Below are 26,635 nucleotides of genomic sequence, written 5' to 3' on the forward strand. Positions count from 1 at the left end.
GCCGCTCGAATGGCAGATGAACGGCCACCTATCTTGGTGCAATTGACCATTGAATATTAGGAGACCGGCCCTTCAGGCAAACTTTCAATCGGTGTCAATCATGTTCTATGCCATTTGAGTACTGAGAGGATTATCTAGATATTGCTCACTCATCTCAATGCCACAAATTCCAATGGTAACTAGTCTTGAATTTAGTCGATAAAATTACCTTCGCTTATAATTGGAGACTTGTTTATCCCAGACGACTAAAGAAGATTCTGACAAGTTCAGTGGGGTCGCTTGTCTGACAGTATAAGTAAGGAACTTTAGTTATCATTAAAGACTAGTCTGACAGTTGAATATCAAAGTGACTGTGTACCAAGTAACCAACGACAAATCCAACAAAATGTTAGCCCGCACATGTCTGCCTTTCGAATAGCATCCCGGCTGGAAGGTGTTTCTGACAATGCTCAGCGATGAAATTCCACTTAGCAAGCGTTGTGTGCTTGGTTAGTGGAAGACCAGTATTTAAGACGCGGGTTTTCGGCTTAAATCTGTGTCCATCGCGTTCCAGCGTTGTCAGAAATGCCTGGAAGCCGGACTAGGAAGCATCCACCACAGCAAGTTTACGGTAACTCGCACTTTTTCCAGCGGGTCTCAGCTGGTGGCTCTTAAACTTAGAAAATGGCATAATTTAATCATCTTTAATGCTATAACTAGCACAGCGCGCCGCCAGTTTCAGCAGTGGACGGCTGAGTGGCGAAGTTCAACTGCTCATATCAAAAAAAGCGTTGCCGCCGGTCCATGACGACCGTCAGCAACGCTTAACTCAATTTAAAATTAAAGGATGATCGTGCAACTGCACGACTTTAGAACAACCCGGAGATTTTACCATCATCCGTGATATCCATATCCAGGGCTGCCGGATGCTTTGGCAAGCCTGGCATCGTTAAGACGTTACCCGTTAAGGCAACGATGAAGCCGGCACCTAACTTTGGCACGAATTCACGTACATTGATCGTAAAGCCAGTCGGCGCACCGAGCAGTTTAGGATTATCACTCAGCGAATATTGGGTCTTCGCCATGCAGACCGGTAAGTGGTCCCAACCCTGCTTGGCAAAGGTCTTCAATTGCCGTTTGGCCTTAGCAGAGTAAGATACCTTGGCGCCACCATACGTCTTCGTGACGATGGCTTCAATCTTGGTTTCCAAATCAGCATCCGCCGGTGATAACGGCTTGAAGTCACTCGGCTGGTCGCACAAGTCGACAACGGCCTGAGCAAGCTCAGTCGCACCATCGCCGCCCTTGCCCCAGACATCGGCTAAGACCGCTTGAACACCCAAATCGGCACAGTAAGCTTTGACTGCTTGAATTTCAGCATCGGTATCAGCCGTAAATTCATTGATGGCAACGACGACCGGGACACCATAGCGTTGCATGGCCTTGATATGATGCCCTAAGTTAGCAGCACCAGCTTGTAGGGCTCCAACGTTTTCAGTCTCTAAATCCTTCAAAGCTACGCCACCGTGCATTTTAAGCGCGCGAATCGTCGCGACGATCACGACGGCGTTCGGGGCTTGTCCAACGGCCGGAACATTGATATCCATGAACTTTTGACCACCCAAATCGGCGCCGAATCCTGCTTCGGTGACGGTGTAGTCGGCTAAATTCAGCCCAGCCTGGGTCGCCAACACACTATTACAGCCGTGGGCAATGTTCGCAAATGGCCCGCCGTGCACGAGCGCTGGCGTGTGGGCCAACGTCTGCACTAAGTTGGGCCGCAACGCATCCTTTAATAGGAGTGTGATCGCGCCACCTACTTGTAAATCTGCGACGGTCACGGGTTGCCGGTCATGCGTATAGCCAATCACGATGCGGTTGACACGCCGCTTCAAATCCGCAATGTTTTCAGACAAGCACAAGATCGCCATTAATTCGCTAGCGACCGTGATATCGAAGCCATCTTCACGCGGCACACCGGAAGTTGCCCCACCTAGCCCAATAACGACGTGACGCAGCGCCCGGTCGTTAATATCCAGCGCGCGTTTCCATTGAATCCGACGCTGGTCGATGCCGAGCTGGTTGCCTTGTTGGATATGATTGTCGATTAACGCTGCCAAGGTATTGTTTGCGGCGGTCAAAGCGTGCATATCTCCCGTAAAATGTAGGTTGATGTCCTCCATTGGGATCACTTGGGAGTAACCACCACCCGTGGCGCCACCTTTCATGCCCATGACCGGCCCCAGTGAGGGTTCCCGTAAAGCAATCATGGTCGACTGACCAATCTTGGTCAAAGCATCACCCAGACCGATCGTGACGGTCGACTTACCTTCGCCGGCCGGAGTCGGATTGATTGACGTGACCAAAATGAGCTTGCGTTTGGTTTCCTTCACTGGTAATGGTAACTTTAACTTGGCCTTGGTACTGCCATAAGGATCAATTTGATCAACTGTCAGACCAGCTTTCGCCGCGATTTTCGTAATTGGTTCTGGTGTGACTTGTTGCGCAATTTCAATGTCTTTCATCAATTCTCCGCCCTTCGTTTTTTTATTACGACTCAATTATAACAATTAATCCGGTAAACAGGAACTTTATTTATTATGAATACTTTTATTGTTCGTTATTAACGGCTAGTGGCCAGCTCAATCAGGGCATTACGGGCCTTTTTACGCATCAAAAAATGATATTGGTTGCCGTCAATCTGAACTTTTAAGCCGCCCCGAATCGGTGCGATCAGTTCCAGCTGGTCGCGTGGAATCACTAACCACGAGTGGTTTAAAACCGTACTGAAGATAATCAAATTGTGATTAATGGTCACCCGGCGCAAACTGATCTGGACGGCCACTAACGCGACAAAGACCGCCGCAATCAGTAAAAACCACCATTTGAACTTCAGTAGTTCCAACCAGACAATAATGCCAGCCATCAAAACGAGCAAGGTCCACGACCAGACGATCACACTTGACGCTAGCATTGGTTGGTATTTAAAGGTATGCTTATCGTTATCCAAGAGTTACAATTCCTTTCACATTGGAGTGAGTTTTATGCAATTATATACGGATGCCGCCACGGCGCCCGATAATCATCAAAGTGCCGCTGGAATCCTGATCATCGACCAGGGCCAGCAGCACCAATTTAAACAAGTCTTGCCGAACAGCGATAATCATACCGCAGAATTTCTCGCGGCGATTGCTGGCTTCAAAACTTTATTGGATTCTTATGGTTCCGCAGTCAGTGTCTTCTTCTACACCGACAGTCAAATCGTTGCGGACAGTGTCGCCAAGGGTTACAGCAAGCATTATGCCGTCGAGCTCGCGACTTTGCTGCACTTACAAGATCAATGCCAACTAGTCATCACCCAATGGATCGCCGAAAGTGAAAATCACGGCGCCCATCAACTCGCACAGCAGGGATTGCACCTGAAACACTAATCAGCCGCTTCTAAATAAGTCTCAATCGGTAATTGGTACTGCTCCCAATCGTGCGCCCCAGTCTGGACGTAATCAGCCAATAACTTGCCAATCATCGGTCCGGTCGTCAAACCAGAAGAACCTAGTCCACTAGCGACAAGAATGTGCGGGTTGTCTGGTAATGGCCCAAAGAACGGCGCGAAGTCGCGCGTATAAGCTCGCGTCCCAACCTTGACTTGGCTGATTTGATCCTTGGACAAGTTTGCATCTAATTTTAAGCCACTCGCGAATAAGTCGTCTTCGACTAGCGACGAAACTTGTAGGTCATAACCCTGGTCATTTTCATGGGTCGCACCCACGACTAGTTTACTCCGAGTAAATGGAATAAAGTCGCGCTCACCTTCCGGCATCAAGACGGGAACATCATCTGCCCAGGTCTCCGGCAATTGCATCTCGATCAGTTGCCCCTTTTGCGGTCGCACGTCAGCAATAATTTTCATCGGTAATAATAATGGCTTCAGCCATGCGCCGACCGCTAAAATGAGCGTATCGTAGCTTTGTTGCCCGTTGACCGTCAACAACTGGCCCTGATCACCCAGGCGAACCTTACCTTTATGACGAATGAGGTTGCGCTTTTCAGCATACTTGAGTAGGTTATGGGCAAACTTGTCACCGTCAACGCGGGCACCACCACTGACAAACACCCCCGGTTGCGGGGCCGTCAGCAACGGAATTCGTTCTTGAACGGCTTCAGCGCTCAATTTTTCAATTGTTCCCATCTGCGGTGCGCTTTGCCGCCGTTCCAAAGCTAACTTGTACAACGCTTGTAAGTCGTCCGGATCAGCCCGCGTGACGATCGTTCCCGCCTGCTGATAGACTGAGTAACCCATCTGCGTATCGGTCACGATTTCTGGATACAGTGCCGCACCGGCTTTGGCCAGTCGATACCAGCGCTGATTACGCCGCTTGGAGAGCCACGGTGAAATAATACCGGCAGAGTTCTTGGTCGCTTGACCAATCCCTTCATCATAAATCGTGACGCTCAAGTTCGGATCCTTACTTAAATAATACGCGGTCACAGCGCCAACGATGCCGCTGCCAATAATTGTCACTTGTTTTTGCATTTGTACAACGCCTCCACAACCAATCTGCTTTCATTTTAGCATACTCCGTTTTATTACGGGGAATCGATTCGCTGGTTGACATTGTTGACGGCATTAGATCAGGTGTAACAACCCGCAACCCTTAAAAAAGCATCAAGTTTTAAAATTTAATCACATTTTGACCATATTTTCGTTTTACACTTGAAAATAGCACGACTATATTGTTTTAAAGGACTTTTGCCATGTTAGTTATTATTTGGATTCTCTTAGTTTTACTCTTAGGTCTCACTGGTTGGCTGGTATACCGCGGTTTGCAGCATCCGGTCATTCAGCCCGCTAAGCCGTTGCCGCTACGTGAACAGTTGACGTTACAACATCAGGTTCGTCAGTCGATCACGAACAAGGTGCCCCGTTTGAAAGGCTTATACTACGGGCTCCTAGTGTGCGGGTGTCTGGGTGTCATCAGCCTCTTGGTCAGTTGCTACCTGATCATGACCAAGTTGCCGCTGCTGATATTCCCGATTCGCAGCGTGGTGGCCAGCATGGCGACGCTTGTAATTGGGGTCATCTTGTTACTGGTTCCGGCATTGGTATGGCCATCACAGGCTTATGATGAACTGATTGGCCGCAAGACCGACCCGAATCAGAATTGGCAATTGGCCGACACGCCGACTTTTGAACGTTATCGTCGCACTCAGATTTGGAGCGTCTTGGCCCTAGATTGCTTCCTCTTAGTCGGCATGATTAGCTGGGCCTACCGCGTCAGCACCGTGCCGGCAGTGACGATTGAATACTTGATCATGGTTGTCGTCATCGCAATCCCGGTCGTCGCCTTGGTTGCGCTACTGGCACAATTGCCTTACCTGTACCAGAACCGTTTCTTGATTTCAAATGGCGCTCGTTTTGGGACGGTGCACTACCAAGCTAACCGCGCGTTACTGAATCAACAGCCGGATGTTAAAGCGCATCTGGTCATTGTTCAGATTTGCCGGATTATTGGTTACGCGTTGGGATTGTATGCCTTGTGGTTACCGTATTCCAATATTTTAGCGCCGAGCTTCGCAGTTGATACCAGCGTCGTTTATCCGGCCGCAGCGTTTGCACTGGTTGCACTCCTGATTGTATTGATCACGGGTGGCGCATGGTTACCCCGATTCTATGATTATTTGCAATTATTGGATACCAAGGCCCTCAAATTCAAAGTTGCCGGTAGCGACCAATTTCGCCGCTATCGCTTCCATTTGTACTATTTCAAAATTGCCTTCAGCATCCTATGGCTCGTTTTCTGGGGCTTGATCATCGGCTACATTTATTATTTCGGTTAATTTGAACGTGCTTCGGCGTTGCGCTAACAAAAACGACATCCAAGACCAAATGTCTTGAATGGGTATACTCCTACCAAGGTAGACAAGCAAATAATTAAAGCCTGTCTGCCTTGGTAGGAGTATTTTTTATAGGACGGCTAAAAAAGGACGAGATATAGAGCAGAAATATGAAATTGGTACAGGATGGGATATTAGCTAGTGCTGTTGAATGGGAGTATGGTATGCAACATGCTCAAGTTTCCAGAGTGATCGTGCCTTGTTGGCATTATTTTACCAAGCAATCTGAACTTATCATCAGTGGGCGTTATCCAATGAGCCACTTCAATAACCGCTGTAAGGGCATCTAGGCAATGGTGTCTAACTTTTTGGGGCCAGTTCATGTCGACTTAAGTTCCAGCAATTGTCAGCCGGCCCCGGAAGTCAGACTAAGACATCCATCGGCTGACGAACAGGACACCAACTTGTCATGAGTTAACCATCTTTAAGGCTAAAGAATAACTAGCACAACGCGTGTCCCACTGTAATTTAAAAAGCGTTGTAAAACCATTTCGATTTTACAGCGCTAATCTTGGCATGTTTTAATTGTTTTGCTGAGCTAAAGCGTCACTGACATTGATCGTTGGTAGATTAAACCCCGGAAACTCATTAGAGCTGTTGGTCAACATAGAAATTATTGCACGAATGTAAGGATACAAAATTGCAACAGCATTTTTCTGAACCAATGTATTTAGACCAATGTTGGCTTTGTCTTCCTCGGGATGATAAACAAATGATCCCACCAACGAACATGTTGCCTGAAATGGCGTCTCTGTCTTATCCAGCGTGCCAACAACCACTGTTAAGCTGACACTGATATTGTTACCGTTCTTTTCAATATCGCTTGAAATTTCAGGGCTAAAGATGATCTGTTTACTTGTTTGCCGATACTGATCATTTCTCTGATAACTCATATTTTCAACTCTGTATCCGTTAAATTGTAACACATCCATTAAACTGCAACTCCCATCACTTCTAAATCTGTATAAATATTATTAGTGTAAAGATGATCTTCTGCGTAATTGATACTAGGTTGATATTCTGACTTATCTAAAAGGCCGCTGAGTTGCTTATCAATAACACCGTCTTCGTTTGATGAACAATTTCCTGGAAGATGGCCATTCTCCTCATAGAAGGTTTTTGCAGCCTTAAACAAATTATCTTGATACTTAACCTGGACACGCAAGTTGTTTTCAATCTGTGTTAAGGATGACGGTGCAATCCCAAGACGTTTGGCAAATTGTCTCACTGTCAGTCCTAGATTATGACGCAATTTCCTAATATCCTCTGGTGTCATATAACCTTTTTTCGACCGATATGCCGCAAAACTACGAGTCACATTTTCCATTGGATTATTAAAATCAACCCATAACTCGCCATCGCTATCTTTCCAGTAATGATTTCTAACCATCAGATTACTTTCATCACGTACCTGAACTAGCTCAATCTTCCAAACTTCAGTATAGCGTTCAGTCGTGTCTAATTCAGGATTATAGAACTTTCTTTGTGCCATTATGCCTAGCCCCCTAAACTGTTTGAAACTACTTGTATGGATAATTCATAGGATATTTTGCATCGTGCAGAGAAATCCAAACGACGCCACCATTTGGCCGATCTTGAAACTTCAAGTAACATTCCACATCTTCTATGATTAATCCGAACACCCAGATATCTCCTGGAATGGGTCTTGGGTGGTCATCTGTTTCTGGGCCGGAGATGTAGTCTTGCCAAGAAATTTTATTGTAGATAATATCTAAGGCAAGTGTTTCTTGAATGGCTAAGTTAGCCAAGGTAGCCATATTTTTAGGACGCCTACTGAGTACCCACTTGTTTCGGCGATTACGGATATCTTTAATTACGCGCTTTATCTCTTCACGGCTCGCCAACACTAGCACATCCAGATTAAATTTATTGATACTATTTTAACACAAATGTATCTCACAAAATACAAATATGCTCTGATGCTAATAAGCCCCTTCTCACGTTGAAAACTGAGAAGGGGCTTTAACGAACTTGTTTAAATTTGATTGTAGTTAATGCTTATCACAGTGGATGATTACTTTTGGGCATACATTGCTTAAATGTCTGCCCAAATTTAAATTAAGGTACGCTACGGGCTGGAATAATAATCGCTTCTCCTGTTTGTGGATTGTGCCCTTTTCTAGTGGCATGCTCAGGTGATTTGAAAGTTACAAAACCGACGAACGCCGCTGAATCATCATTCGCAACATGCGCTACGAGCTTTTCCAAAGTCTTGTTCACAACGGTTGTAACTTAGTTGATTGTAAAGTCACGATCAGCGGACATTTTTCGAATTAATGTCGTTCTTTTGGTCATGCTATTTTTAGTCATTGAACGCGCGTGTCTGTCAGTTAGGCTTCTTTAAACAAGCTGACGAAATCTTCCTGCCCACCAGCACTTTCAAACGCGGCTTTCGACAACGTTTTGACCTGGCGCTGATCAAGCCACAACACCTGGTAATCATCAAATGCCTGCATATCCCGAATGTCGTGGGTGATCATTAGATACGTGCGTTCGGGATGGGCTTGCATCACTTGAAATAATAGTTGGACATTTTGCCGGTCAACTGCCGCCGTTGGTTCATCCAAGACGACTAATTCACGGTCGACTTGCAAAAATAGGAGCAACTGGACCAATTTGCGTTGCCCACCTGACAATTGTCCGTATCGTTGATCCCAAAGTGGTGCCAGAAACTCATATGTCGCTGAATCCACTAAGGTTTCAAAATCAGTCAGCGTCACCTGAAGTCGGCCATCCTCAATTCCGAGCACGAGTTGAGCTACATCCCGCACCCGAATTGAGCTCAACAGGGGTAATTGCTGGTTCAAATAAATCGCACGCTGCGGCAATGCCAAGGCTCCAGTTGCCGGTCGTAATCCCGTCAGAATATCCGCCAACGTCGTTTTGCCAGCCCCATTTTGGCCAATCAAGAAATTAACGCCCGGACTTTTCAATTCAAAGCTCAAATCATCAAAGAATGGTGCTGAGCGCTGGTCAAACTGGTAACTCAAATGTTCAACTCGCATTATAATCCCTCCGTTGGCAACAGTTTCAAGTGTCGATAGCTAAACCAGCCCAGGCCAAGTAAGATGACCAAAATAACGCCATAAGTCGCGATAAACTGACTAATCGGCCCGACGGTAAGCATCGCAAACACATTATTGACCAGATAAATCGGACTGATCAGATTAAGTAGCGGATTGCTAACGTGTAAGTTGAGCACGGCATTGATGGCAAATGAGCCAATAATGACTAATAATGACACAGCGTTGATGGCAGTATTGATCGCCCGTTGACGCCAAGCTAACGCAATCAACGGCAGACTATAGCAAGTCACCGGCAAATAGACCAGTACCAGTGTCAACCATAATTGACCAAGCAAGGGCAAGAAAGCCAGCTTGAAGGCAATACTGCTTAGAATTGCAATCAAGAACAACGTGCTGAGCATCAGCAAGCCATTCACCAGCGCCTGACTGACGATAAACACTGACGGACTGACGACCAGTGTTCGATACTGCTTCAAGTAGCCTTGTTCCCGAAGACTGGCAATGTTGCTAGCGGTGGTCAAACAGTTGGAAAAAATCATCCAGCCGATATACGGCATAATATGTTCAACATACGCACTTGTCGTCAGTGGCTTGAAAAATGCATCACCGACATTCAGTGCTAAAAAGACGAGTGGTAGGCAAATCGTATAAACTAACACCCCCGGCATATCACGCAGCACCTTCATAAAGTACTGCGTGTAAACAGCCACCTGCACCCCATATTTGCGCATTCCCATCACTCCCTCTTAATTATCTCATTAATTTATTATATATTTATCATCAAGTGAAGTGCAAGTCGTCGCAAATCTAAACATTAAGTACGGTTAATTTGCGAAGATAATGGCTGGCAAAGACTAATGTAATCTTAATATTCAATTCATAAACCGAATAACGTCTCAAACGCTTAGTGACTCCGCCGAAAGCCGGCTTGCTCTTTGAGATAAAAAGGTATCGATTAACTCAGGAAGGTCACGCGATGCGTTTCAAGACAGCGTGCTGCGGGTCATACGTCACCAAAATTCTAGCACGCAAAAAAAGACCGATTGCGAATTTCAGGATGTCCTGATCAACTCACAATCGGTCTTTGAATCATTTAATTAATCGACTCGCATTTACCTTTATTGTGTCACCACGTTTGAGCGGTTCGCTGAAACATAATTGCCTTTATTGGTCTTGTAATAGCGCGAACCACCGGACCGTTTGTAAATCTTCGTGACTTTGATTTTGTCCCCGGCTGCATGGTAAGCATGCCGATTAGACTTTACAAAGTTAGAAGAGTTATACGTGTACAGCCCCACTTTGGCTTTGAGCCACTTGCTTGATGGTAGTGATTCGTAATACCAATGATCAGACTTCGACACTTTGGCCGTAATGTAACCGCCGCTCGTCTTGATCCGGTAGAAGTTGCCGCTCTTAACCAGGGTCCCGGTGTAAATACCGCCCTTCTTCAGCGTCTTACCCGTTGAGGTCGTCAAGTTAACGTCTTTGAACAACGTACTCTTTTCACGCAACTTATAAAGCCGGTGTTGACCGATCCAATAGCCCGTCACATCCTGCGAACGAACCCACTTATTTAAGCCGCTCAGGTAGACCAATTGTTTGGACTTTCCGGTCGTGACGGATTTCGTGGCGGTCACTTTATAATACTTCTGCTTGGCACTGCTTGGAATCGTCGTCCCGTCGTAATAGGTCGACGAACTCTTATTCAAGTAGACGTGTTGGCCCTTTGTATAACTACTATAAGCATACGAGGTCGACGAACTGGAAGCCGAGCTACTTGACGTCCACCAGCTCAACGGATGATACGTCGTCACTGAAGCACTGTCGTACAGACTGTTATCCACGTATTGCCCTAATGAGGATAAGTAGTAGCTACTAGAATACTGCCAGAGTGAAAATGAAATCGTCGGTTTCGAGGAATAGTTAGCAATCCACTGGGCATCAAAACTCTGCCGCGCCGTATTAGCATAGGTCGTCGCAAATGATTGATATGAGTAGAAAATCAGCTTTTTGCTGGTTAACGACCGCATCTCGTTATACCACGCCTTGACCGCCGCATTGGCCGCCGAACTACTCATCGACGCCGTTTCAAAGTCCAAAACGTAGAACTTGGTGTTCTTGTTCGACCGGCTGTACAGCTTCTTGGCTTCTGCTTTGGCCGTACTAGTGCTGGTAAACGTGGCGTAGTCGTATGAGCCAAATGGAATCCCATACTTCACGTATAAACTTTCGTTAGAAGAATGATACAAATCCTCGTAACTACTCCCGTACTGCACCCGGTTGATGACAAAGTCCGCTTGACTCGCCAGACTCTTGACTTCCGTACTCGTCAGCTTTCCTTGCCATTCTGAAATATCTGGCACCGCGGCGCTGGCCTTCACCGCGCCAGCGCTACCAATCAAACTCCCTAACAGTAGCAACATTAATTGCCATTTTTTGTGCTTCTTCAAAATCTTCGCCTTCCCATCCTTAAACTAAATATGTACCACTTTCCCTGCACTACTTATCGTACCCATAAAATGTGCAAAAAGGTTCACAAACTGATTGCATTCATTTTACGTTTTGTTTACATTGTGAACTAATGCTGGAAAGTGCGATTTAGTTTTTTCGGTGGGCGCCAAAACTGCAGTGAGATATGTAGATTGGAAACTGGGATTGACCATTTTTGCGGACCTTGTTTGCCACGCTAAAAAAATTTGACATTTTCACTGAATCAGTCACCAACAACTGGTTTAGTAAAAGTGTCAAATCTGACTTGAATATGTTGGTTAGCCAAAACGGCCAGGAGACGGCCGCGTGGCTCCTAACCATATTTCTGTCAATCGGATTTCAAATTCAGTGTACCCAGTGCGTGACCGCAACCCGACGTAAATTGTTCGTCACCAGCGCCCATTGTTGCGGCTGCGTTTTGATACTCGTGAGTAACTGCGACAGCGATTGAGGCCCTGACAACAACCGCTGACACAGTTCAAAAACTAATGGTGACTGCGGTTGGGCACCCAAGACAACGCAACGTTCACCACGATAAACCACCACGTCCTCACCGGCCCGCAACTGACCAAACGGCCGCTGCAACGTTACAGGCCCCAAAACTAGTAAGCCACCATGATCAAACAAACTTTGTAATTGCCAATAATCACGTTTGACAGCATCCGGACGTGCTTTTATCTGTCCTGGTGTTTGACCAGTTTTGGGCATCATTACAGTTAAACCACGACTATAGGTTTGCCACGGATCCAGCCAATTCTGGACGGTACAAATCAAGTATGGCGGCAAAGTCGGCTGCGTCGTATAATATAAAATCCGCTTGATTGCGGGGTCGTTCATCACAGACGGACTGGCCTTAAAGGCAGTTGCTAGCCCACGAATCAGTTCGGTAAACGGTGCCAAGTAATCGATAAAACCGGGTGTCGCCAGGTTGATCAAAATTCGTTTGGCGACACAATACGTCACGGCATCCGCGTAACGTGGTGCTGCATGAGCAACCGCATCCCGATAAGCGGTCATAATATCGAACAAACGTGGATTGGTGTAATCAAGGGTCGTCGAACCGGCATGTTTGTAATAGTTATAAAAGGGTTGTTGAACATACGCCACGCGCTCACAGCGACTCAGCATGTCTAGTAAAATATCCAAATCCTCATAAACCATTGGCTGATAGCAAAAATTTGTCCAACAATCACGAGCATACAGCTTATTGCCTGAATAGGCATTGTTCAGCCCGTACTTGAGATAAGCGGCGATATCCACGTGGTCGTTGGCAGCCGGTAAGCTCTGCAAACTAGTCTCGCGATTAGTTGCCACATACAATTTGCGAACGTCACAGACCACAATTTGGGCCTGACTGCGTTCCGCGGTCGCCAGTAACGTGGCGTACATCGTTGATTCGACCCAGTCATCACTGTCGACAAACCCCAGATAACGCCCCTGAGCAGCCGCAATTCCCGCATTTCGGGCAGGCCCTTGTCCACGATTGGACTGATGAATAACTCGAAACGTCTGTGGCCACTGCTGCGCGTACTGATCACAAATAGCAGCGGTGCCATCCGTACTGCCATCATCAACGACAATCACTTCTAATCCCACCAACGTTTGTTGCCGCAATGACGTCAAACATCGACGAATCCAACGTGCTTCATTGTAAACCGCCACGATCACTGAAACCTGAACTTGCATCCTAATGCCCCCAACAGATTAATGTTTTCGCTTTCATTATGGCACAACCGCTATCCCAATGACAGCTGTATCTAATGATAAGGGTAAGTGTGTTGGGTGGTCGTTTGATATTCTCGTAAGTCATCAATTTGGTTAGCGGAATTAAAGTGAATCGACGAAAGACCATCAAAGACGGTTAGTCGTTGTGTCTGCGCTTCAAAGTGCCACTGAACAAACATCGTCCCATCCGTCGCGGTCCAAATCCGCTGAATTTGCCAGACGATGACTCGTTGCACGGTAAGTTGATGCTGAATCCAGGCCTGAATTTCGGCAAACGAACAATATGCTGGTCCGTAGCATTCTTGGTAATAACAATCCGTGGCGATGACCTGCTTGAGTTTGCTAAAATCACGGGTCAGCCACATGCTGAAATAGTGTTGAATAATGGTTGTCCTTCTTTGCGTTGATGCAATATCGATTGGTTTCATTTTATGTTGCCCTCACTTGCTGATTTGTCTTTAGCAGCTACTTGTCCAATTATTAACTCAATTATAACAGCATTGCTGGCCCCAAAATCACTTGAGCGTGCGCCATCGAACCTATCAGTTGTATTCTGCAGGTATTTCTGGCAGAGTTAATTTAATAACAATTCTAATCATAAAGTGAGTCGAAAATCATGATCAACATCAAAAGCTATCAGTTGCAAGACGTCCCCGTTTTGGAAGTTGTCGAAGCAGCGGATGAACAGCAGCCCTTACCACTCGTCGTTTTTTATCACGGCTGGCAGTCTAATAAAGAGCTTGTGCTAACGCAAGCCCGCAAGTTGGCGCATCAACGATTACGCGTCGTTCTCCCAGATGCGATGAATCACGGCAATCGCCATCAACCCGTCAGTCGCATTCCCTCGTTTACTTTCTGGAATAGCATTCAGGGCAACCTCGCCGAGTTCGACCTCATCATTGCCCACTATGAACAAGCCCATCTGATTTTAAACCATCAAATCGGCGTCGGCGGCTACTCGATGGGCGGGATGACGACCGGCGCCCTACTAACGCACCACCCAGAAATCAAAGCGGCCACCATTATCATGGGCACCCCTAATCTAAATGCTTACGCACAACTGGTTCGTCAGCACGCCACCAAACACCACATTTATTTTCCAAGTGACCTCGGCCTCCTAACCAGCTGGCTAGACCATTACGATCTGAATCTGCAGCCGGAAACAATCAACCACCGGCCAGTTCTCTTCTGGCACGGCACGGACGACGAACGAATTCCTTACGCCCAGTCCCGCGACTTCTTTGACCGCGTTCATACTGCACCGTATGCTGAGCAGGTCGCGTTTATTACCGGGTATCAAGCTAAACACTTGGTTAAAATCCCGTTAATGGATAAGATTGCCAATTTCTTTGATTACTATTTGAACTAGACGCGCCATTTGAGTCGTCGACGTGTCTGCTAGTGTCCTTGGGTCCCACTAAACTCATGTGCGGTTGTTTATCCTGGATGACTAAAATAAGCGTTCAACCGAATTTTTTCCGATTGAACGCTTATTTCTCATGCTAACCTAAATACAACATCAACCTAAATTGAGGCTGTCTCTTGCTCCTATTTAGTTACGCGCTGGCCGAATCCGCTTCCCCCAGTACTGGAAGTAATCGGTTCGTAACGCCCCGTTATAAAGTTTGCGCCGTTTAGTGGCTTTTTGACCGTAGAAGTCTTCAAACTCTAGATCACTCGTTAAAATATACTTGCTCCAACTTGGAAGCTTACCGTAGACTTGGCCCATTTGGCGATAAAGAATCCGGACGCTGTCACGGTCGCTCAACCGTTCCCCATAAGGTGGGTTGGCAACGATGACGCCATTAACTTTATCGGTGGTGAAGTCTTTCACGGCTAATTGTTTAAAGTGAATGTCGTGTAACAGGCCAGCTTCACGCGCGTTCAGCTTGGCAATATCGATCATTTTGCCATCGATATCGTAGCCGCTAATATCTAGTTCCATATCATAATCCGCTAAGCTATCGGCTTCGTCACGTAATTCCTGACTCAACCCTTTAGGTACCCAGTCCCATTTCTCACAAGCGAAGGCCCGGTTGAAACCCGGGGCAATGTTGCGAGCGAGCAGGGCGGCTTCGATTGGAATCGTTCCGGAACCACAGACGGGGTCGACAAATGGATTGTCTGGATACCACTTAGCCAACATGACTAAGGCAGCCGCCATGTTTTCCTTAAGTGGTGCGCCCCCTTTTTCGACCCGATAGCCCCGTTTGAACAGACTTGAACCGGTCGTATCTAAAGTCAGTAGAACGTGATCCTTATTAATGGCAACTTCAAGTGGGAACAACGCCCCAGTCTCTGGTAAGTGGCCGCTACGATGGTAGGTCTCTGATAATTGATTGACGATGGCTTTCTTAACGATCGACTGCACATCGGGCACACTGTGTAACTTAGAATTACGCGATTTACCCTCAACTGGAAATTCAGCATCCATCGGCAATAACTGGTCCCATGGTAAAGCCAGCGTCTTTTCGAATAACTCGTCGAACGTGGTCGCGTCAAATTCACCGACAATGATTTTGATCCGGTCCGCAGTCCGCAACCACAAGTTCGTCCGTAAAATATCCTTGATCGTTCCATTGAACCGCACCCGACCGTTTTCAGTCTGCACTTGATAACCCAAGTCTCGTAATTCACGACCAACGAGCGCTTCGATCCCACTCGCCGCGGTAGCGATTAATCTAAATTTTTGCATAATTTCCTCCTACTGCAATTGTTAATATCTCTAGTGTTGGTTCCTAATCGAAAGCGAACCGTTTTCCCGCCATCTAGTTTAGCATAAGTTATTGGTTGACTTGCTTCATAGCTAAAAAAACTGGGACAAAAGTGAACTTTTGTCCCAGTCTCCTGTCTAAATGTAAATTCCTGTAGGCCATGTTTTGTACCTAGTCAAAGTACAGGGTCTGTTAACTAGGCGGTAATCATCTATCTCGAGATTACAAATCTCCCCCCACATTCAGTTCAATTCCATATGTGAAGCGCCCCTACCGTAGTTTGGGTTGCCCGCTCGCGGGGTTTACCGCGTTCCAACTCAGTCGTTTCCAACTGAGTATCGTCACTGTGGCACTTTTCAGGGATACTCGGGCATAGCCGAAACCTTAGCCGTTTTTCCCGCCGTTACCGATAAATCGGCACCCCGGCTTATTTTTTCACCGAGCACGAACACTACAAGCATCGCAGCTTGTGCGAGCATGGACCTTCCTCAGCCGACATAAGCCGACCGCGATTACCCAGAATTTACATCGAATCACAATTATAGACGGTGTGATTCGTTTTGATTATTATCTAATTGGGCACCAAAGACGTGGCGTTCCAAGTTAGACAACCGTTTCAGAATGTCCATGTTCGTCACCGTACTCGTTGGTTGTGAAGATGGACTGGTTGCACCGACAGCGACTTGCTTAGTCAGCTCGTCAACCTTGGCACGTAACCGTTCGTTTTCATCTGAAAGTTGTTGGTTATCTTTAGTAAATGACTCATAGTCCTTAATGACATTATCTAAGAAGCCGTCCACGTCGGCGGGATCATAGCCCCGCATCTTTGGCTTAAACTCTTTTTGAAGGATGTCTTTGGGAGTAAAATTACGTTTAGCCATATTTAAAAACACCTCATTGTTATTCGCGCGACACCCATAAGGCATCCGCATTACTTAAAACATTGTAGCAGACTTTATTCAAAATTAAAACCATTATTCTGTTTTTCTGCATATTCGTTGGCACTTTCCTGTAACCAATCGAAGTCGATCAGCGTCAATGGATACGGATGATTCTCGCTGAAGGTCTTGATCAAATCGTAGTCGTAGGAAGGCTTACCGGGATTATCCGGGTCATACACCAAGGTGGCCGCATCGGTGTGGGTCACCATAAATTCTTGATAATTTTTTAATTGTTGCGGATTTTCATACGGTTGCTTGCTGACGGGTGCGTGAAAGTCAACGCGGGCCAGTAACGTCTGCAACTTGGCCTGATTATTTTCATTCCAGCGCCCACCAAATTCTCCATATGGAAGCATCATCGCGACTTTCAGTTCCGGATAGGTTTGTTTTAGTTCAAGCCCGACCTCGGCCGCCCACTGTTCGATCCCCAATTGACCACCGGTAATGAGCCAGTCCATGCCATCTTCAATTTGGGTCTTCAAGTAATTAGTTAACGCAAACTTAATAACTTTCAATTTATCATCTTGATCACCGAAGACATTCAACTCGTAACTCCGGTAACCACTAAGCCATAACCGACTCATAAAAAGGCTCCTTTCGCGGTAGAATTCACGCTTAATCAGCTAAAAACTCACAGATATTTCACATTCCCCATTAGTTAATGGTAAAATGTAACATTATTAGGAGGTTGATTAATGTGACGATTCGCTATCCCAACGGTAAAGTCTATCGTCAACCTGGCCCAACCAAATCCAAAACTTCCAAATTTGCCAATGTTAATTTTGGCGATCGCGGGATGAGCTTAGAACAAGAAATCAACGATAGCAATACCTACTATCTTGAAAATGATATCGCAGTTATTCATAAAAAGCCAACGCCCATCCAAATCGTTAAAGTTGATTATCCAAAACGGAGCGCAGCAGTCATTCGCGAAGCCTACTTCAAACAAGCTTCGACAACTGACTACAACGGCGTTTACCGTGGCAGGTATTTGGATTTTGAAGCCAAGGAGACCAAGAGTAAGACGGCTTTTCCGCTTAAAAACTTTCATGAGCACCAAATCAAGCACATGCGTCAGTGCTTGTCACAAAGCGGCATTTGCTTCGTTATTATTCGCTTTGCTACATTGGGACGCCTATTTTTGCTGACAGCCAGCGACCTATTTACTTATTGGGATCATCAAGGAGATGGTGGTCGCAAATCAATTCCACTGACGGATATTGAACACTTGGCCGTGGAGCTACATTATCAGATCAATCCACGAATTCCATACTTGGATGCGATTGATAACATCATTGATGAGGCCTCATCAATTCATTAAAGGAGAACATCATGGCAGGTAACAATGAACAGAATTCACGGGTTGCGCGACGTAAGAGCCAACCCCAACCACCCAAGAAACACTGGTTTCGACGAATTTTCCTCTCATTAGTTGGCTTATTTGTCGTCGGGGTACTGGCGGGACTGTGTCTCTTCTTCTACTATGCACAAACTTCCCCAACGATCACTGAATCTGACCTGAAAGGAACCAGTGTCGTTAAGATTTACGGTAAAGATGACAACTACATCACGAACCTGGGCACGAGCAACCTTCAGTACGTTAAGTCTAGTAACATTCCGACGACTTTGAAAAACGCCGTCGTCTCAATTGAAGACCGCCGCTTCTATAAACATCACGGGGTCGATTATTATCGAATCTTAGGGGCTGCAGTTGGTAACCTCAAGGGCAGTTCCCTGGGGATGCAAGGTGGGAGTACCCTAACCATGCAACTGGTTAAGTTGGCCGTCTTCTCGACGGATACGTCCGACCGGAACCTGAAAGTTAAGGCCCAAGAAGCTTGGTTAGCACTTAACCTGGAAAAACATTACAGCAAATCGCAAATCCTGGAATTTTACATCAACAAGGTTTACATGGGCAACGGAATCTACGGGATGGGAACCGCTGCGAAGTATTACTATAATAAGTCACTCAAAGACTTGAGCTTGAGTCAATTAGCCTTGCTCGCTGGGATGCCACAGTCGCCAACCTATTATGATCCGACGACCTACCCGTCATATGCGACGAGCCGTCGTAACTTAGTACTCGAAGCGATGTACGACAATAAGGTCATCACGAAGTCTCAGGAAACGGCTGCCAAGAAAGTTAGCGTTAAAACCGGCCTATCTAGTGCAGGTCGATCCGGATTGACGACTCACAGTAAGACCAACAAGATTCTGGACGCCTATTTGAACCAAGTCCGTCAAGACTTACTCAAAAAAGGTTATAAATTGACCGATGGCGAAAAAGTGTATACCAACCTGGATATGGACGCCCAAAAACGCCTCTACGAGATTGCCAATACGTCGAAATACGTCACCTACCCGAACAATGGCAAGCAGACGTTCCAGTTAGGGGTCTCAGTGGTTGATTCCTACACGGGTAAAATTTCTGCCATGATTGGTGGTCGAAAGATTGGGAACGTCGTTTATGGGACTAACCGGGCGGTCCAAACCGATCGCTCGAACGCTTCCACGATGAAACCAATCTTGGACTATGGCCCAGCAATCGAATATTTGAACTGGCCCACTTATAAATCACTTTCTGATACTAAGTATAAGTACCCTGGCACTAATATCTCAGTCCATGACTTTGACAACAATTACCTGGGCAATATGACCATGCGGGAAGCCCTAGTTCAATCACGGAACATCCCCGCTGTTCGGACCTTACAAGCCGTTGGTAAGACGCGTGCACAGACCTTTGCTAAGGGGATTGGGATCGATTTGAAGACGGTCAACTACGCCAACGCGATCGGTGCGGGCGTAAGTACCCTGCAAGTGGCTGGCGCGTATGCGGCCTTCGCAGATGGTGGTGTCTACCACAAGCCATACTATATCCGCAAAGTCACGACCGCAGACGGCAAGACAACGTCCTACACGAGTACTGGTAAACGAGCGATGAAGAAGTCGACCGCTTATATGATTACCGACATGCTGAAAGGTGTCATCAATAGTTCCACTGGGACTGCAACGACTGCCAAAATCAGCGGCGTTTATCAAGCTGGTAAGACTGGGACTGATGATTACGATTCGAAATACAAGAATTCAGTTCCTTCTAACGCCGTCGTCGATTCATGGATGGCTGGTTATACGAAGAATTATTCCGTCGCCGTTTGGACTGGTTACGACAAAGCCACTGAAGCTGGCGGTTACTTGGACAGTTCCAACGAGAAGATCTCACAACAAATCTATCGGGCGATGATGAGTTACTTGCAACAATACTCACCAAACTCTGACTGGACCAAACCAAGTACGGTCGGGACCACTAAACGTAATGGAATTGAAGAATTGTACGTCGTCGGTCACCTCTTCTCAAGTAGTGAAGCGTCATCCGGCACTTCTAGCTCAGCTAGTTCCAGTTCGTCCGTAACCAGCAGCTCAGCGACGAGTGCTTCAAGCAGTAGCAGTTCTGAGAGCAGTGAAAGTAGTTCCTCTGAAGAATCTTCATCATCATCGTCTGCTTCTTCTAGCAGCGCTGAAAGTTCGTCATCTGAGGAAAGTTCTGAGAGCAGTTCTACCGAAGCAAGTAGCTCTTCTGCCGCTAGCTCGGAAGCTACAACTGAAACACCAACAACGGACACCAACACTGAAGGCCAATAAGTCTTCTTAATCGCACCATCTGATCACTGGTTGAATCTAACCAGTGATCTTTTTTTGCCTAAATTACACACAAACTTTACACAAACGATACCAAAAATCAACGCATCACCCAGCATTTACCACTACAATACAAAGTGACTTAACCAAACGCGTCGTGCTAGTTATTATTTAGTATTAAAGCTACCAGCTTAGGACCGCTGGAAACAAAGCGAGTTAGCGTAAAACTGATGGATAGATGCGTCCTACGCCGACTTCCAGGCATTCTGGGCAATGGCCGGAACGTGGTGGACACAGATTTAAGCCGACAACCCACGTCTTAAATACTGGTCTTTCACTAACCAAGCACAAGACGCTTGCTAAGTGAAATTTCACCACTGGGCCTTGCCCAGAATACCTTCCAGCCGGGATGGTATTCGAAAGGCAGACATTTGCGGCCCCAACTTTCGATGAACTGTTCGTTGGTTCATAGTAGACAGTCATTTTGATACTTAACGGTCAGACTAGTTTTCAGTAACATCGAAGTTGCCTATCCGTATTTTTAGTCCGCATCACTGAACATTGACAAAACTTTCTCTCGTCGACATAGCTGCTAAAGCCCTAGATTCACTACAAATGACTATTTTATCGTCTCATCGTAAATGTGGGTTAAGCAGTAATCTTCAACCGACTTTACCGGTAAATAGGTATCATCAATTTAGATTCAAAAGTTTGCTTGAATGACCAGCCACCTAAGATTCAGTGGTCAATTGCACCAAGTTAGGTGGCCGTTCATCCGCCATTCGAGCGGGTTCCCGACTGTAGGGGCCGGCTGACAATGCTCAAGGGCGAAATTCTTCTTGTCCGGGTGGTCTTCCCGGGCTAGAAGAAGACTCGTATTTGAAATTGCGCAGTGGGTTTCTGCGTGAGTTCAAATCGATGTCCGCCCTGTTCCAGCGTTGTCAGCCGGCCCCGGAAGTCGGACTAGGCGCGCGCATTGGCAGACGAACAGGAATCCACTAATATGCTCTAATCATGATACATGACAAATTAACTAGCACAATACGTTTAACCAATTTTATCAATTTAGAGGAGTTATCCATTTTGGTCGCGATTAAATTACAACACGTTTCAAAAAGCTACCAAGGACCCGTCATTGAGGACCTCAACTTGACGATTCCGACGCAGCAGATCACTGCCCTGGTTGGCCCATCCGGTTCAGGTAAGTCCACCCTGTTAAACCTCATTGCGGGTTTAACGACGCCCGACAGTGGTCAGATCTGGTTCGATGAGCAACCAATGTTTGATGCTGACCAGTCGCTCAACTGCCCACCAGCTAAGCGCCAATTAGCGATGGTTTTTCAGGACTTCGCACTCTGGCCACACATGACGGTCCATCAGAACATCGCGTTTGCGATTGAGACCCACTTGTCTAAAGCTGAGTGCCGAAAACGCGTCGAGTGGGCGCTCGCGCAAGTCAGCTTAGCTGATTACGGCCAACGCTATCCACGGGAGCTCTCCGGTGGTCAGCAGCAACGCGTGGCGCTCGCCCGGGCACTGGCTACTCAACCCGATTTAATTTTATTTGATGAAGCCCTGAGCACACTCGACCCACAACTACGGCTACAACTGCAACAGGATATTAGTGCGCTGGTTAAGGCGCATCATTTGACCGCCATTTTTGTGACTCATGACCGCCAAGAAGCGTTACGGATCGCAGATAATATTGTGCTGCTGCATGCCGGACGAGTCGTCCAAAGTGATACTGCTGCCAACTTGTATCAGCATCCGCGTAACCAGTTTGCCGCGCGCTTTATGGGTCCGTTGAATCAAATCGACGATCACACTGCGGTTCGTCCGGAACACGTGCATCTCGTGGAACAGGGCGCGGATGGTCCATGTTATCCAGGACAAATTCTGACTTCAACCTTCATGGGTGATCACTATGACACGCTGGTCCAGATGGCCGACTATCAGTGGCACCTCAAAACTGCCCTGCCGTACGCCCCCGCAACGATTACGATGACCGTCGACTCGTCTGCAATTCTTACTTATTAGGAGCTGATACAATGTCTAAATTAGCAATCATCACCCTGTCCACTTTAGGTGTCTTGACGCTGGGTGCAACCATCTACACGAATAGCCACCGTTCCAAAGCCGTAAATGCCGCTAGCAATGCAACCGAGCAACAAACCTTGACGGTATACGCCGCTGGTCCCAAGCCGTTGTCCGATCAAATCATTAAAGGTTTCGAACACCAGACTGGGATCAAGGTCAAAAGTTTTGATGGAACGACCGGTAAAATCTTGAGTAAAGTAAAGGCAGAACAGGCGAACCCCCAAGCGGACGTCCTGATTCTCGCCTCAATGGCCGCTGGTGTCGACTTACAACGCAACGGTCAACTATTGACCTACCATGATGCCAAACGCGCCCAGCAGCTTAATCCAGCCTTTCAGGACAAGCACCAGCAACTCTTTAGTTACAGTGCTTCTGCAGTCGGTATCACTTACAATAAGCAACAAGTCAAAGTAGCACCGACGAATTGGTCCGATTTAACCAAGCCTGAATTTCGCAATCAAGTCACCATTCCGGATCCCCAAACGTCTGGTTCCAGTCTGGATTTCATAAACACCTACCAAATGCAACATGGTAATCGGTTACTGAAGGCTCTCAAACAGAATGGGGCCGAAATGGGTGGCGCGAACAAGGAAGTGCTCGATGCGGTCGTCACTGGCCAAAAAGCCGCTGTTTTCGGGGGCGTTGATTACATGAGCATCGCCGCCATCAAAAAAGGCGAACGAATCGGTTTCGTCTACCCTAAAAGCGGAACGCTCGTCAATCCGCGACCAGCAATGATTTTAAAATCAAGTCGCCACCAGACTGCCGCCAAGAAATTTGTGGATTACTTGTTATCAGCTAAGGTGCAACAACAAGTCGAACAAAACCATCTGATTGCCGGGACAACGACCAAGCTGACGAACCCATTGAACAACCAGCCGATCAACACCTATCGCGTCAACTGGCAACGTGCCAATACGGCGTTGACCGACAACTTAGCCAGCTTCAAGCAGGTCTTTAATTGATGAATCGACGGCAAGGACTGATTGGTCTCTCAGTTGGTGGCTCGCTCATCTTAGCAGCCATAATTATTGGCCCGCTGATCGGTTTGGTAGGCCAAACGCTACTCGGACAGGCACCAGCGGCTTTATGGCACCAACTAATACAGTCCCAGAACCAGACGAGTCTGCAGCACAGTCTCTTTTTAGGTGTCGGTACAATGGTCCTAACGACGTTGATTGCGACCCCGTTGGCCTTGATTATGACCCGCACACCACTCGCACAATATCGTTGGTTACAAGGCCTGTTATTAGTTCCCTTTATGACACCGCCATATATCAACACGATGGGTTGGATCTACTTTTTCCAACCACACGGCCTGTTAGCCCAATTGAGTCCGACTTGGCATCAGCACTTCCAGTGGCTCTTCTCTCCAGCTGGCATGGTCTTGATTATGAGCCTGCATCTCTATCCCATCGCGTACCTGGGATTACAGACGGCGTTCAGTCAATATAACCGGCGTTGGATGGAGGCGGCTACTGTTCATGGTGTGTCCAAATGGCGTCAGTTGACCCGCATTAACTTACCCGTGATGGCAGTCCCATATCTAGCAGTCTGGCTACTAGTCTTCACCAAGACTCTGGCTGAGTTTGGCACCCCGGCGACGTTTGGCCGTAACATTCATTTCGAAGTCCTGACGACCACGATTCAAAAGGATTTAAGCCAGTGGCCACTCGACTTCCAGAATGGCGTCTTGACGGGAACCATATTGCTCGGCCTAGCACTGACCGCCTGGATCGTTCAGCAATGGCTCTCACGACGCCCCAGCGTTACTTTGACCGGGCAAGAACCTGTCATCACAGCTCGGCGTGGCTTAATCGGCCTATCCAGTTGCTATACAGCGCTCTTGGTCGGTGTCGCCATCATTCTGCCCTATAGCGCAATTCTGGCTCAGTCGTTGTTCAAGCAGCGCAGTCTTGGCTGGCAGCTAAGTAATTTGACCCTGGCGCATTATCTGGAACTATTGCGTTTTGACAGTCCGGCCTTTCAGGCGATGCTGACGACCCTGGGCCTCGCGCTCTTAATTAGCAGTCTCAACGTCCTAATTGGGCTATATTTAAGTCTTGGAAGTCTCACTAACCGTCTGCCCAACTGGTTACGACAGGTCAACCGGATTTTAGGCGCCCTGCCACTGGCGATACCAAACGTGGTCTTGGCACTCAGCCTGATGATTTTATTCTCACAATGGTTGGCTTTCACGAAACTATATGGGACGCTCGCAATATTGGTGATCGCTGATATCACGCTCTTTCTGTCAACCACGGTGCAATATTTGACCGCCGCATTAAAGACGTTTGATGGGAGCCTGCTCCAAAGTGCACGCGTCTTTGAACCTAACTTTGCGCGGATCATCCGTAAGATTGCCTTACCAATTTTGTGGCCAGCGCTGGCCAATAGTTTGATCATGGCCTTCATTGCCACGAGTCGTGAGCTCGTCGTCGCACTACTGTTATTACCATCCGGCATGACAACCGTTTCCACCTACATTTACCAATCGTTTGAACAAGGTGAAGCGGCATCCGGCATGGCACTGGCGGTGATTACAGTCGTACTAACGCTATTGGGCACGACCGCAGCCAGACGTCTGAAAGTTGATTGGTAGTTGGAGATAGCTGCGAATTGTTGACCACACTAACTGAGATTTTAATGGTACCTGTGCGATATCAGAATACAGTTTACATTAAGCAACTGCTTGGTAGTTGTTTTGACAACATCAGGGCTGCAGACGCATCTGAAATTTCCGCTTACTAGTATGCACAAATAATGAGCCTTCAATTTACAGAAAACTAGTAAATTGAAGGCTCATTATTTTACTTTTCGATTATTAAGCTTCGTCACATTATAATGTAACCCAATATATATACGCATTGTGCTAGTTAAATTGTCATGATTCATGGTTAAATCATGATAAGTTGGTGTCCTGTTCGTCAGCCGATGCGCGTCTTAGTCCGACCTCCGGGGCTGGCTGACAACGCTGGAACAGGGCGGACATCGATTTGAACTCACGCAGAAACCCACTGCGCAATTTCAAATTCGAGTCTTCTTCTAGCCCGGGAAATTCGCCCGGACAAGAAGAATTTCGCCCTTGAGCATTGTCAGCCGGCCCCTACAGTCGGGAACCCGCTCGAATGGCAGATGAACGGCCACCTATCTGGGTACAATTGACCACTGAATATTAGATGACTGGTCCTTCAGGCAAACTTTTAGTTGGTATCGATAAAGACTTATAGCATTTAATTATTGAGACGATTTCCTGAATATTATTTACTCATCTCAATGCCACGAATTTCAATGGCAACTATCAAAATTAGTCGATAAAAATGCCGCCGCTTAAAGTTCAAGACTTTGTTATGTCAGACGACTAGCAAAAGTCCTGACAAGTTCAATGAAGCCGTGTGTCCGAAGCATTAAACAGGGGGAAGAAAGTTTAGCGATTGTTAGCAAACTATCTGACACTTAAATATCAAGATGACCGTGTACAATGGAACCAACAACTAATCATACAAAAGGTCGGGTCCGCACATGTCCGCCATTCGAATACTATCCAGGCTGGAAGGTATTCTGGGCAAGGCCAAGTATTTTCAGAGTGTGAGGTTAAGACGGGTTGGGACTGAGGATTAGCCTAGCTAGAGCGTTAAGCGGCGAACTTCCGCTTGGCGTTCTGGCGTAGCTAACCGGAAGTCCCTGTCTGACCCGAACATGTTTCGGCAATATTGCAGCCAACGTGAAAGACCAGTATTTAAGACGTGGGCTTCGGCTTAAATCTGTGTCCACCACGTTCCGGCCATTGCCCAGAATGCCTGGAAGCCGGCCTAGGACGTCTCCACAACAGCAAGTTTACGCTAAGTCGTACTTTTTCCGGCGGGTCTCAGCTGGCAGCACTTGAACTTATAAATTGTCATGATTTAACCATCTTTAAGGCTAAAGAATAACTAGCACAACGCGTATATATATATCAATATATCACATGGTGAAAGGCGGCTTAAATTTCTAGTTTATAAGCATGCCCCAAACAAGCATTAAGCGAAAAACGCTCAGCATGCATAAAAAACTAATTATGAAGGACAATGTGATCAACATAAACAGAGCTAATAACAATAAAATCAAACTA

23 protein-coding genes and 1 other RNA gene are annotated in these 26,635 nt (G+C 46.8%); 8 read left to right on the forward strand and 16 right to left on the reverse strand.

Annotated features, from left to right (window positions below; translation table 11 throughout):
• Window positions 1-848: 848 nt before the first annotated feature.
• Both KGF70_RS11635 and KGF70_RS11640 read right to left on the reverse strand, forming a co-directional pair.
• The gene (locus KGF70_RS11635; RefSeq protein WP_065674716.1) at window positions 849-2,504 is read right to left on the reverse strand and encodes a formate--tetrahydrofolate ligase; all 1,656 of its coding nucleotides are present in this window, start codon (window positions 2,502-2,504) and stop codon (window positions 849-851) included.
• Window positions 2,505-2,602: 98 nt separating this feature from the next.
• Window positions 2,603-2,989: an EbsA family protein gene (locus KGF70_RS11640; protein WP_216768143.1), complete on the reverse strand. Its 387-nt coding sequence runs from the start codon at window positions 2,987-2,989 to the stop codon at window positions 2,603-2,605.
• A 34-nt stretch (window positions 2,990-3,023) separates the two neighbouring features.
• Here KGF70_RS11640 and KGF70_RS11645 point away from each other — a divergent pair, with 34 nt between their 5' ends.
• Window positions 3,024-3,410, forward strand: a complete 387-nt coding sequence (locus tag KGF70_RS11645; RefSeq protein WP_216768142.1) for a ribonuclease HI family protein — start codon at window positions 3,024-3,026, stop codon at window positions 3,408-3,410.
• On the opposite strand, the gene KGF70_RS11650 is transcribed toward KGF70_RS11645, so the two are convergent.
• Window positions 3,407-4,513: an FAD-binding oxidoreductase gene (locus KGF70_RS11650; protein WP_216768141.1), complete on the reverse strand. Its 1,107-nt coding sequence runs from the start codon at window positions 4,511-4,513 to the stop codon at window positions 3,407-3,409. The two genes, KGF70_RS11645 and KGF70_RS11650, sit on opposite strands and share 4 nt — an antisense overlap.
• Window positions 4,514-4,734: 221 nt before the next feature.
• Between KGF70_RS11650 and KGF70_RS11655 the strand changes: the two genes are divergently transcribed.
• Window positions 4,735-5,817, forward strand: coding sequence for a hypothetical protein (locus KGF70_RS11655; protein ID WP_216768140.1), 1,083 nt, complete (start codon window positions 4,735-4,737; stop codon window positions 5,815-5,817).
• A 578-nt stretch (window positions 5,818-6,395) separates the two neighbouring features.
• Here the strand turns inward: KGF70_RS11655 and KGF70_RS11660 are convergent.
• The 9 genes from KGF70_RS11660 to KGF70_RS11700 all read right to left on the reverse strand — a co-directional run bounded on the left by KGF70_RS11660 (window position 6,396) and on the right by KGF70_RS11700 (window position 13,564).
• Window positions 6,396-6,806 (reverse strand): protein-export chaperone SecB, encoded by a 411-nt coding sequence (locus KGF70_RS11660; protein ID WP_216768139.1) that lies wholly within the window; start codon window positions 6,804-6,806, stop codon window positions 6,396-6,398.
• On the reverse strand, window positions 6,806-7,366 hold the full coding sequence (locus KGF70_RS11665) for a helix-turn-helix domain-containing protein (protein WP_065674714.1): 561 nt from the start codon (window positions 7,364-7,366) through the stop codon (window positions 6,806-6,808). Before KGF70_RS11665 ends, KGF70_RS11660 begins: the two co-directional genes overlap by 1 nt.
• A 28-nt stretch (window positions 7,367-7,394) precedes the next feature.
• Window positions 7,395-7,742, reverse strand: coding sequence for a hypothetical protein (locus tag KGF70_RS11670; RefSeq protein WP_367889993.1), 348 nt, complete (start codon window positions 7,740-7,742; stop codon window positions 7,395-7,397).
• Window positions 7,743-7,953: 211 nt separating this feature from the next.
• Complete coding sequence (locus KGF70_RS17785; RefSeq protein WP_082230237.1) at window positions 7,954-8,115, reverse strand: HU family DNA-binding protein; 162 nt, start codon at window positions 8,113-8,115, stop codon at window positions 7,954-7,956.
• A 110-nt stretch (window positions 8,116-8,225) separates the two neighbouring features.
• Window positions 8,226-8,900, reverse strand: coding sequence for an ATP-binding cassette domain-containing protein (locus tag KGF70_RS11680; protein WP_253954767.1), 675 nt, complete (start codon window positions 8,898-8,900; stop codon window positions 8,226-8,228).
• Entirely contained in the window at window positions 8,900-9,652 is a 753-nt protein-coding gene (locus tag KGF70_RS11685) for a hypothetical protein (RefSeq protein WP_216768138.1), read from the reverse strand. Before KGF70_RS11685 ends, KGF70_RS11680 begins: the two co-directional genes overlap by 1 nt.
• Before the next feature lie 387 nt (window positions 9,653-10,039).
• Window positions 10,040-11,371, reverse strand: a complete 1,332-nt coding sequence (locus tag KGF70_RS11690) for a GH25 family lysozyme (RefSeq protein WP_216768137.1) — start codon at window positions 11,369-11,371, stop codon at window positions 10,040-10,042.
• A 385-nt stretch (window positions 11,372-11,756) separates the two neighbouring features.
• A complete protein-coding gene (locus KGF70_RS11695) occupies window positions 11,757-13,097 on the reverse strand; it encodes a glycosyltransferase (RefSeq protein ID WP_216768136.1) in 1,341 nt (446 codons plus the stop codon).
• Between the two features lie 71 nt (window positions 13,098-13,168).
• Window positions 13,169-13,564 carry a nuclear transport factor 2 family protein gene (locus tag KGF70_RS11700; protein ID WP_216768135.1) on the reverse strand — a complete coding sequence of 132 codons (396 nt, stop codon included), beginning with the start codon at window positions 13,562-13,564 and terminating at the stop codon, window positions 13,169-13,171.
• A 188-nt stretch (window positions 13,565-13,752) separates the two neighbouring features.
• On the opposite strand from KGF70_RS11700, the gene KGF70_RS11705 reads away from it, so the two are divergent.
• Entirely contained in the window at window positions 13,753-14,505 is a 753-nt protein-coding gene (locus KGF70_RS11705; protein WP_088769530.1) for an alpha/beta fold hydrolase, read from the forward strand.
• A gap of 183 nt (window positions 14,506-14,688) precedes the next feature.
• Here KGF70_RS11705 and KGF70_RS11710 read toward each other — a convergent pair whose 3' ends face one another.
• The 4 genes from KGF70_RS11710 to KGF70_RS11725 all read right to left on the reverse strand — a co-directional run bounded on the left by KGF70_RS11710 (window position 14,689) and on the right by KGF70_RS11725 (window position 17,375).
• On the reverse strand, window positions 14,689-15,831 hold the full coding sequence (locus tag KGF70_RS11710; protein ID WP_050338671.1) for a class I SAM-dependent RNA methyltransferase: 1,143 nt from the start codon (window positions 15,829-15,831) through the stop codon (window positions 14,689-14,691).
• A 168-nt stretch (window positions 15,832-15,999) separates the two neighbouring features.
• An RNA gene (rnpB, locus tag KGF70_RS11715) (RNase P RNA component class B) lies at window positions 16,000-16,374 on the reverse strand.
• Between the two features lie 15 nt (window positions 16,375-16,389).
• Window positions 16,390-16,731 (reverse strand): cell division regulator GpsB, encoded by a 342-nt coding sequence (gene gpsB, locus KGF70_RS11720; protein WP_003638751.1) that lies wholly within the window; start codon window positions 16,729-16,731, stop codon window positions 16,390-16,392.
• 74 nt (window positions 16,732-16,805) lie between these two features.
• Entirely contained in the window at window positions 16,806-17,375 is a 570-nt protein-coding gene (locus tag KGF70_RS11725) for a DUF1273 domain-containing protein (protein WP_003638750.1), read from the reverse strand.
• A gap of 113 nt (window positions 17,376-17,488) precedes the next feature.
• On the opposite strand from KGF70_RS11725, the gene recU reads away from it, so the two are divergent.
• The 5 genes from recU (at window position 17,489) to KGF70_RS11750 (ending at window position 25,126) form a co-directional block, all read left to right on the forward strand.
• Window positions 17,489-18,112 carry a Holliday junction resolvase RecU gene (gene recU / locus KGF70_RS11730; RefSeq protein ID WP_021336540.1) on the forward strand — a complete coding sequence of 208 codons (624 nt, stop codon included), beginning with the start codon at window positions 17,489-17,491 and terminating at the stop codon, window positions 18,110-18,112.
• Window positions 18,113-18,123: 11 nt separating this feature from the next.
• On the forward strand, window positions 18,124-20,430 hold the full coding sequence (locus KGF70_RS11735; RefSeq protein ID WP_216768134.1) for a PBP1A family penicillin-binding protein: 2,307 nt from the start codon (window positions 18,124-18,126) through the stop codon (window positions 20,428-20,430).
• Window positions 20,431-21,510: 1,080 nt separating this feature from the next.
• Window positions 21,511-22,464 carry an ABC transporter ATP-binding protein gene (locus KGF70_RS11740; RefSeq protein WP_216768133.1) on the forward strand — a complete coding sequence of 318 codons (954 nt, stop codon included), beginning with the start codon at window positions 21,511-21,513 and terminating at the stop codon, window positions 22,462-22,464.
• 11 nt (window positions 22,465-22,475) lie between these two features.
• Entirely contained in the window at window positions 22,476-23,489 is a 1,014-nt protein-coding gene (locus KGF70_RS11745) for an extracellular solute-binding protein (RefSeq protein WP_216768132.1), read from the forward strand.
• Window positions 23,489-25,126 (forward strand): iron ABC transporter permease, encoded by a 1,638-nt coding sequence (locus KGF70_RS11750; RefSeq protein WP_216768131.1) that lies wholly within the window; start codon window positions 23,489-23,491, stop codon window positions 25,124-25,126. The genes KGF70_RS11745 and KGF70_RS11750 overlap by 1 nt, the downstream gene beginning before the upstream one ends.
• The last annotated feature ends 1,509 nt before the right edge of the window (window positions 25,127-26,635 follow it).

The organism is Lactiplantibacillus sp. 7.2.4 (assembly GCF_018991185.1).
In the GTDB taxonomy this organism is placed as follows: Bacteria; Bacillota; Bacilli; order Lactobacillales; family Lactobacillaceae; genus Lactiplantibacillus; species Lactiplantibacillus pentosus.

Excerpts from the sequence above, each read along its gene's own strand:
- KGF70_RS11685 (WP_216768138.1), bottom strand. The coding sequence starts at position 9,652 with ATGCGCAAATATGGGGTGCAGGTGGCTGTTTACACGCAGTACTTTATG.
- KGF70_RS11725 (WP_003638750.1), bottom strand. The coding sequence starts at position 17,375 with ATGAGTCGGTTATGGCTTAGTGGTTACCGGAGTTACGAGTTGAATGTC.
- KGF70_RS11750 (WP_216768131.1), top strand. The coding sequence starts at position 23,489 with ATGAATCGACGGCAAGGACTGATTGGTCTCTCAGTTGGTGGCTCGCTC.
- KGF70_RS11735 (WP_216768134.1), top strand. The coding sequence starts at position 18,124 with ATGGCAGGTAACAATGAACAGAATTCACGGGTTGCGCGACGTAAGAGC.
- KGF70_RS11650 (WP_216768141.1), bottom strand. The coding sequence starts at position 4,513 with ATGCAAAAACAAGTGACAATTATTGGCAGCGGCATCGTTGGCGCTGTG.
- KGF70_RS11710 (WP_050338671.1), bottom strand. The coding sequence starts at position 15,831 with ATGCAAAAATTTAGATTAATCGCTACCGCGGCGAGTGGGATCGAAGCG.
- KGF70_RS11700 (WP_216768135.1), bottom strand. The coding sequence starts at position 13,564 with ATGAAACCAATCGATATTGCATCAACGCAAAGAAGGACAACCATTATT.
- KGF70_RS11635 (WP_065674716.1), bottom strand. The coding sequence starts at position 2,504 with ATGAAAGACATTGAAATTGCGCAACAAGTCACACCAGAACCAATTACG.
- KGF70_RS11665 (WP_065674714.1), bottom strand. The coding sequence starts at position 7,366 with ATGGCACAAAGAAAGTTCTATAATCCTGAATTAGACACGACTGAACGC.
- KGF70_RS11695 (WP_216768136.1), bottom strand. The coding sequence starts at position 13,097 with ATGCAAGTTCAGGTTTCAGTGATCGTGGCGGTTTACAATGAAGCACGT.
- KGF70_RS11745 (WP_216768132.1), top strand. The coding sequence starts at position 22,476 with ATGTCTAAATTAGCAATCATCACCCTGTCCACTTTAGGTGTCTTGACG.
- KGF70_RS11645 (WP_216768142.1), top strand. The coding sequence starts at position 3,024 with ATGCAATTATATACGGATGCCGCCACGGCGCCCGATAATCATCAAAGT.
- KGF70_RS11655 (WP_216768140.1), top strand. The coding sequence starts at position 4,735 with ATGTTAGTTATTATTTGGATTCTCTTAGTTTTACTCTTAGGTCTCACT.
- gpsB (WP_003638751.1), bottom strand. The coding sequence starts at position 16,731 with ATGGCTAAACGTAATTTTACTCCCAAAGACATCCTTCAAAAAGAGTTT.
- KGF70_RS11680 (WP_253954767.1), bottom strand. The coding sequence starts at position 8,900 with ATGCGAGTTGAACATTTGAGTTACCAGTTTGACCAGCGCTCAGCACCA.
- KGF70_RS11660 (WP_216768139.1), bottom strand. The coding sequence starts at position 6,806 with ATGGATGTGTTACAATTTAACGGATACAGAGTTGAAAATATGAGTTAT.
- KGF70_RS11705 (WP_088769530.1), top strand. The coding sequence starts at position 13,753 with ATGATCAACATCAAAAGCTATCAGTTGCAAGACGTCCCCGTTTTGGAA.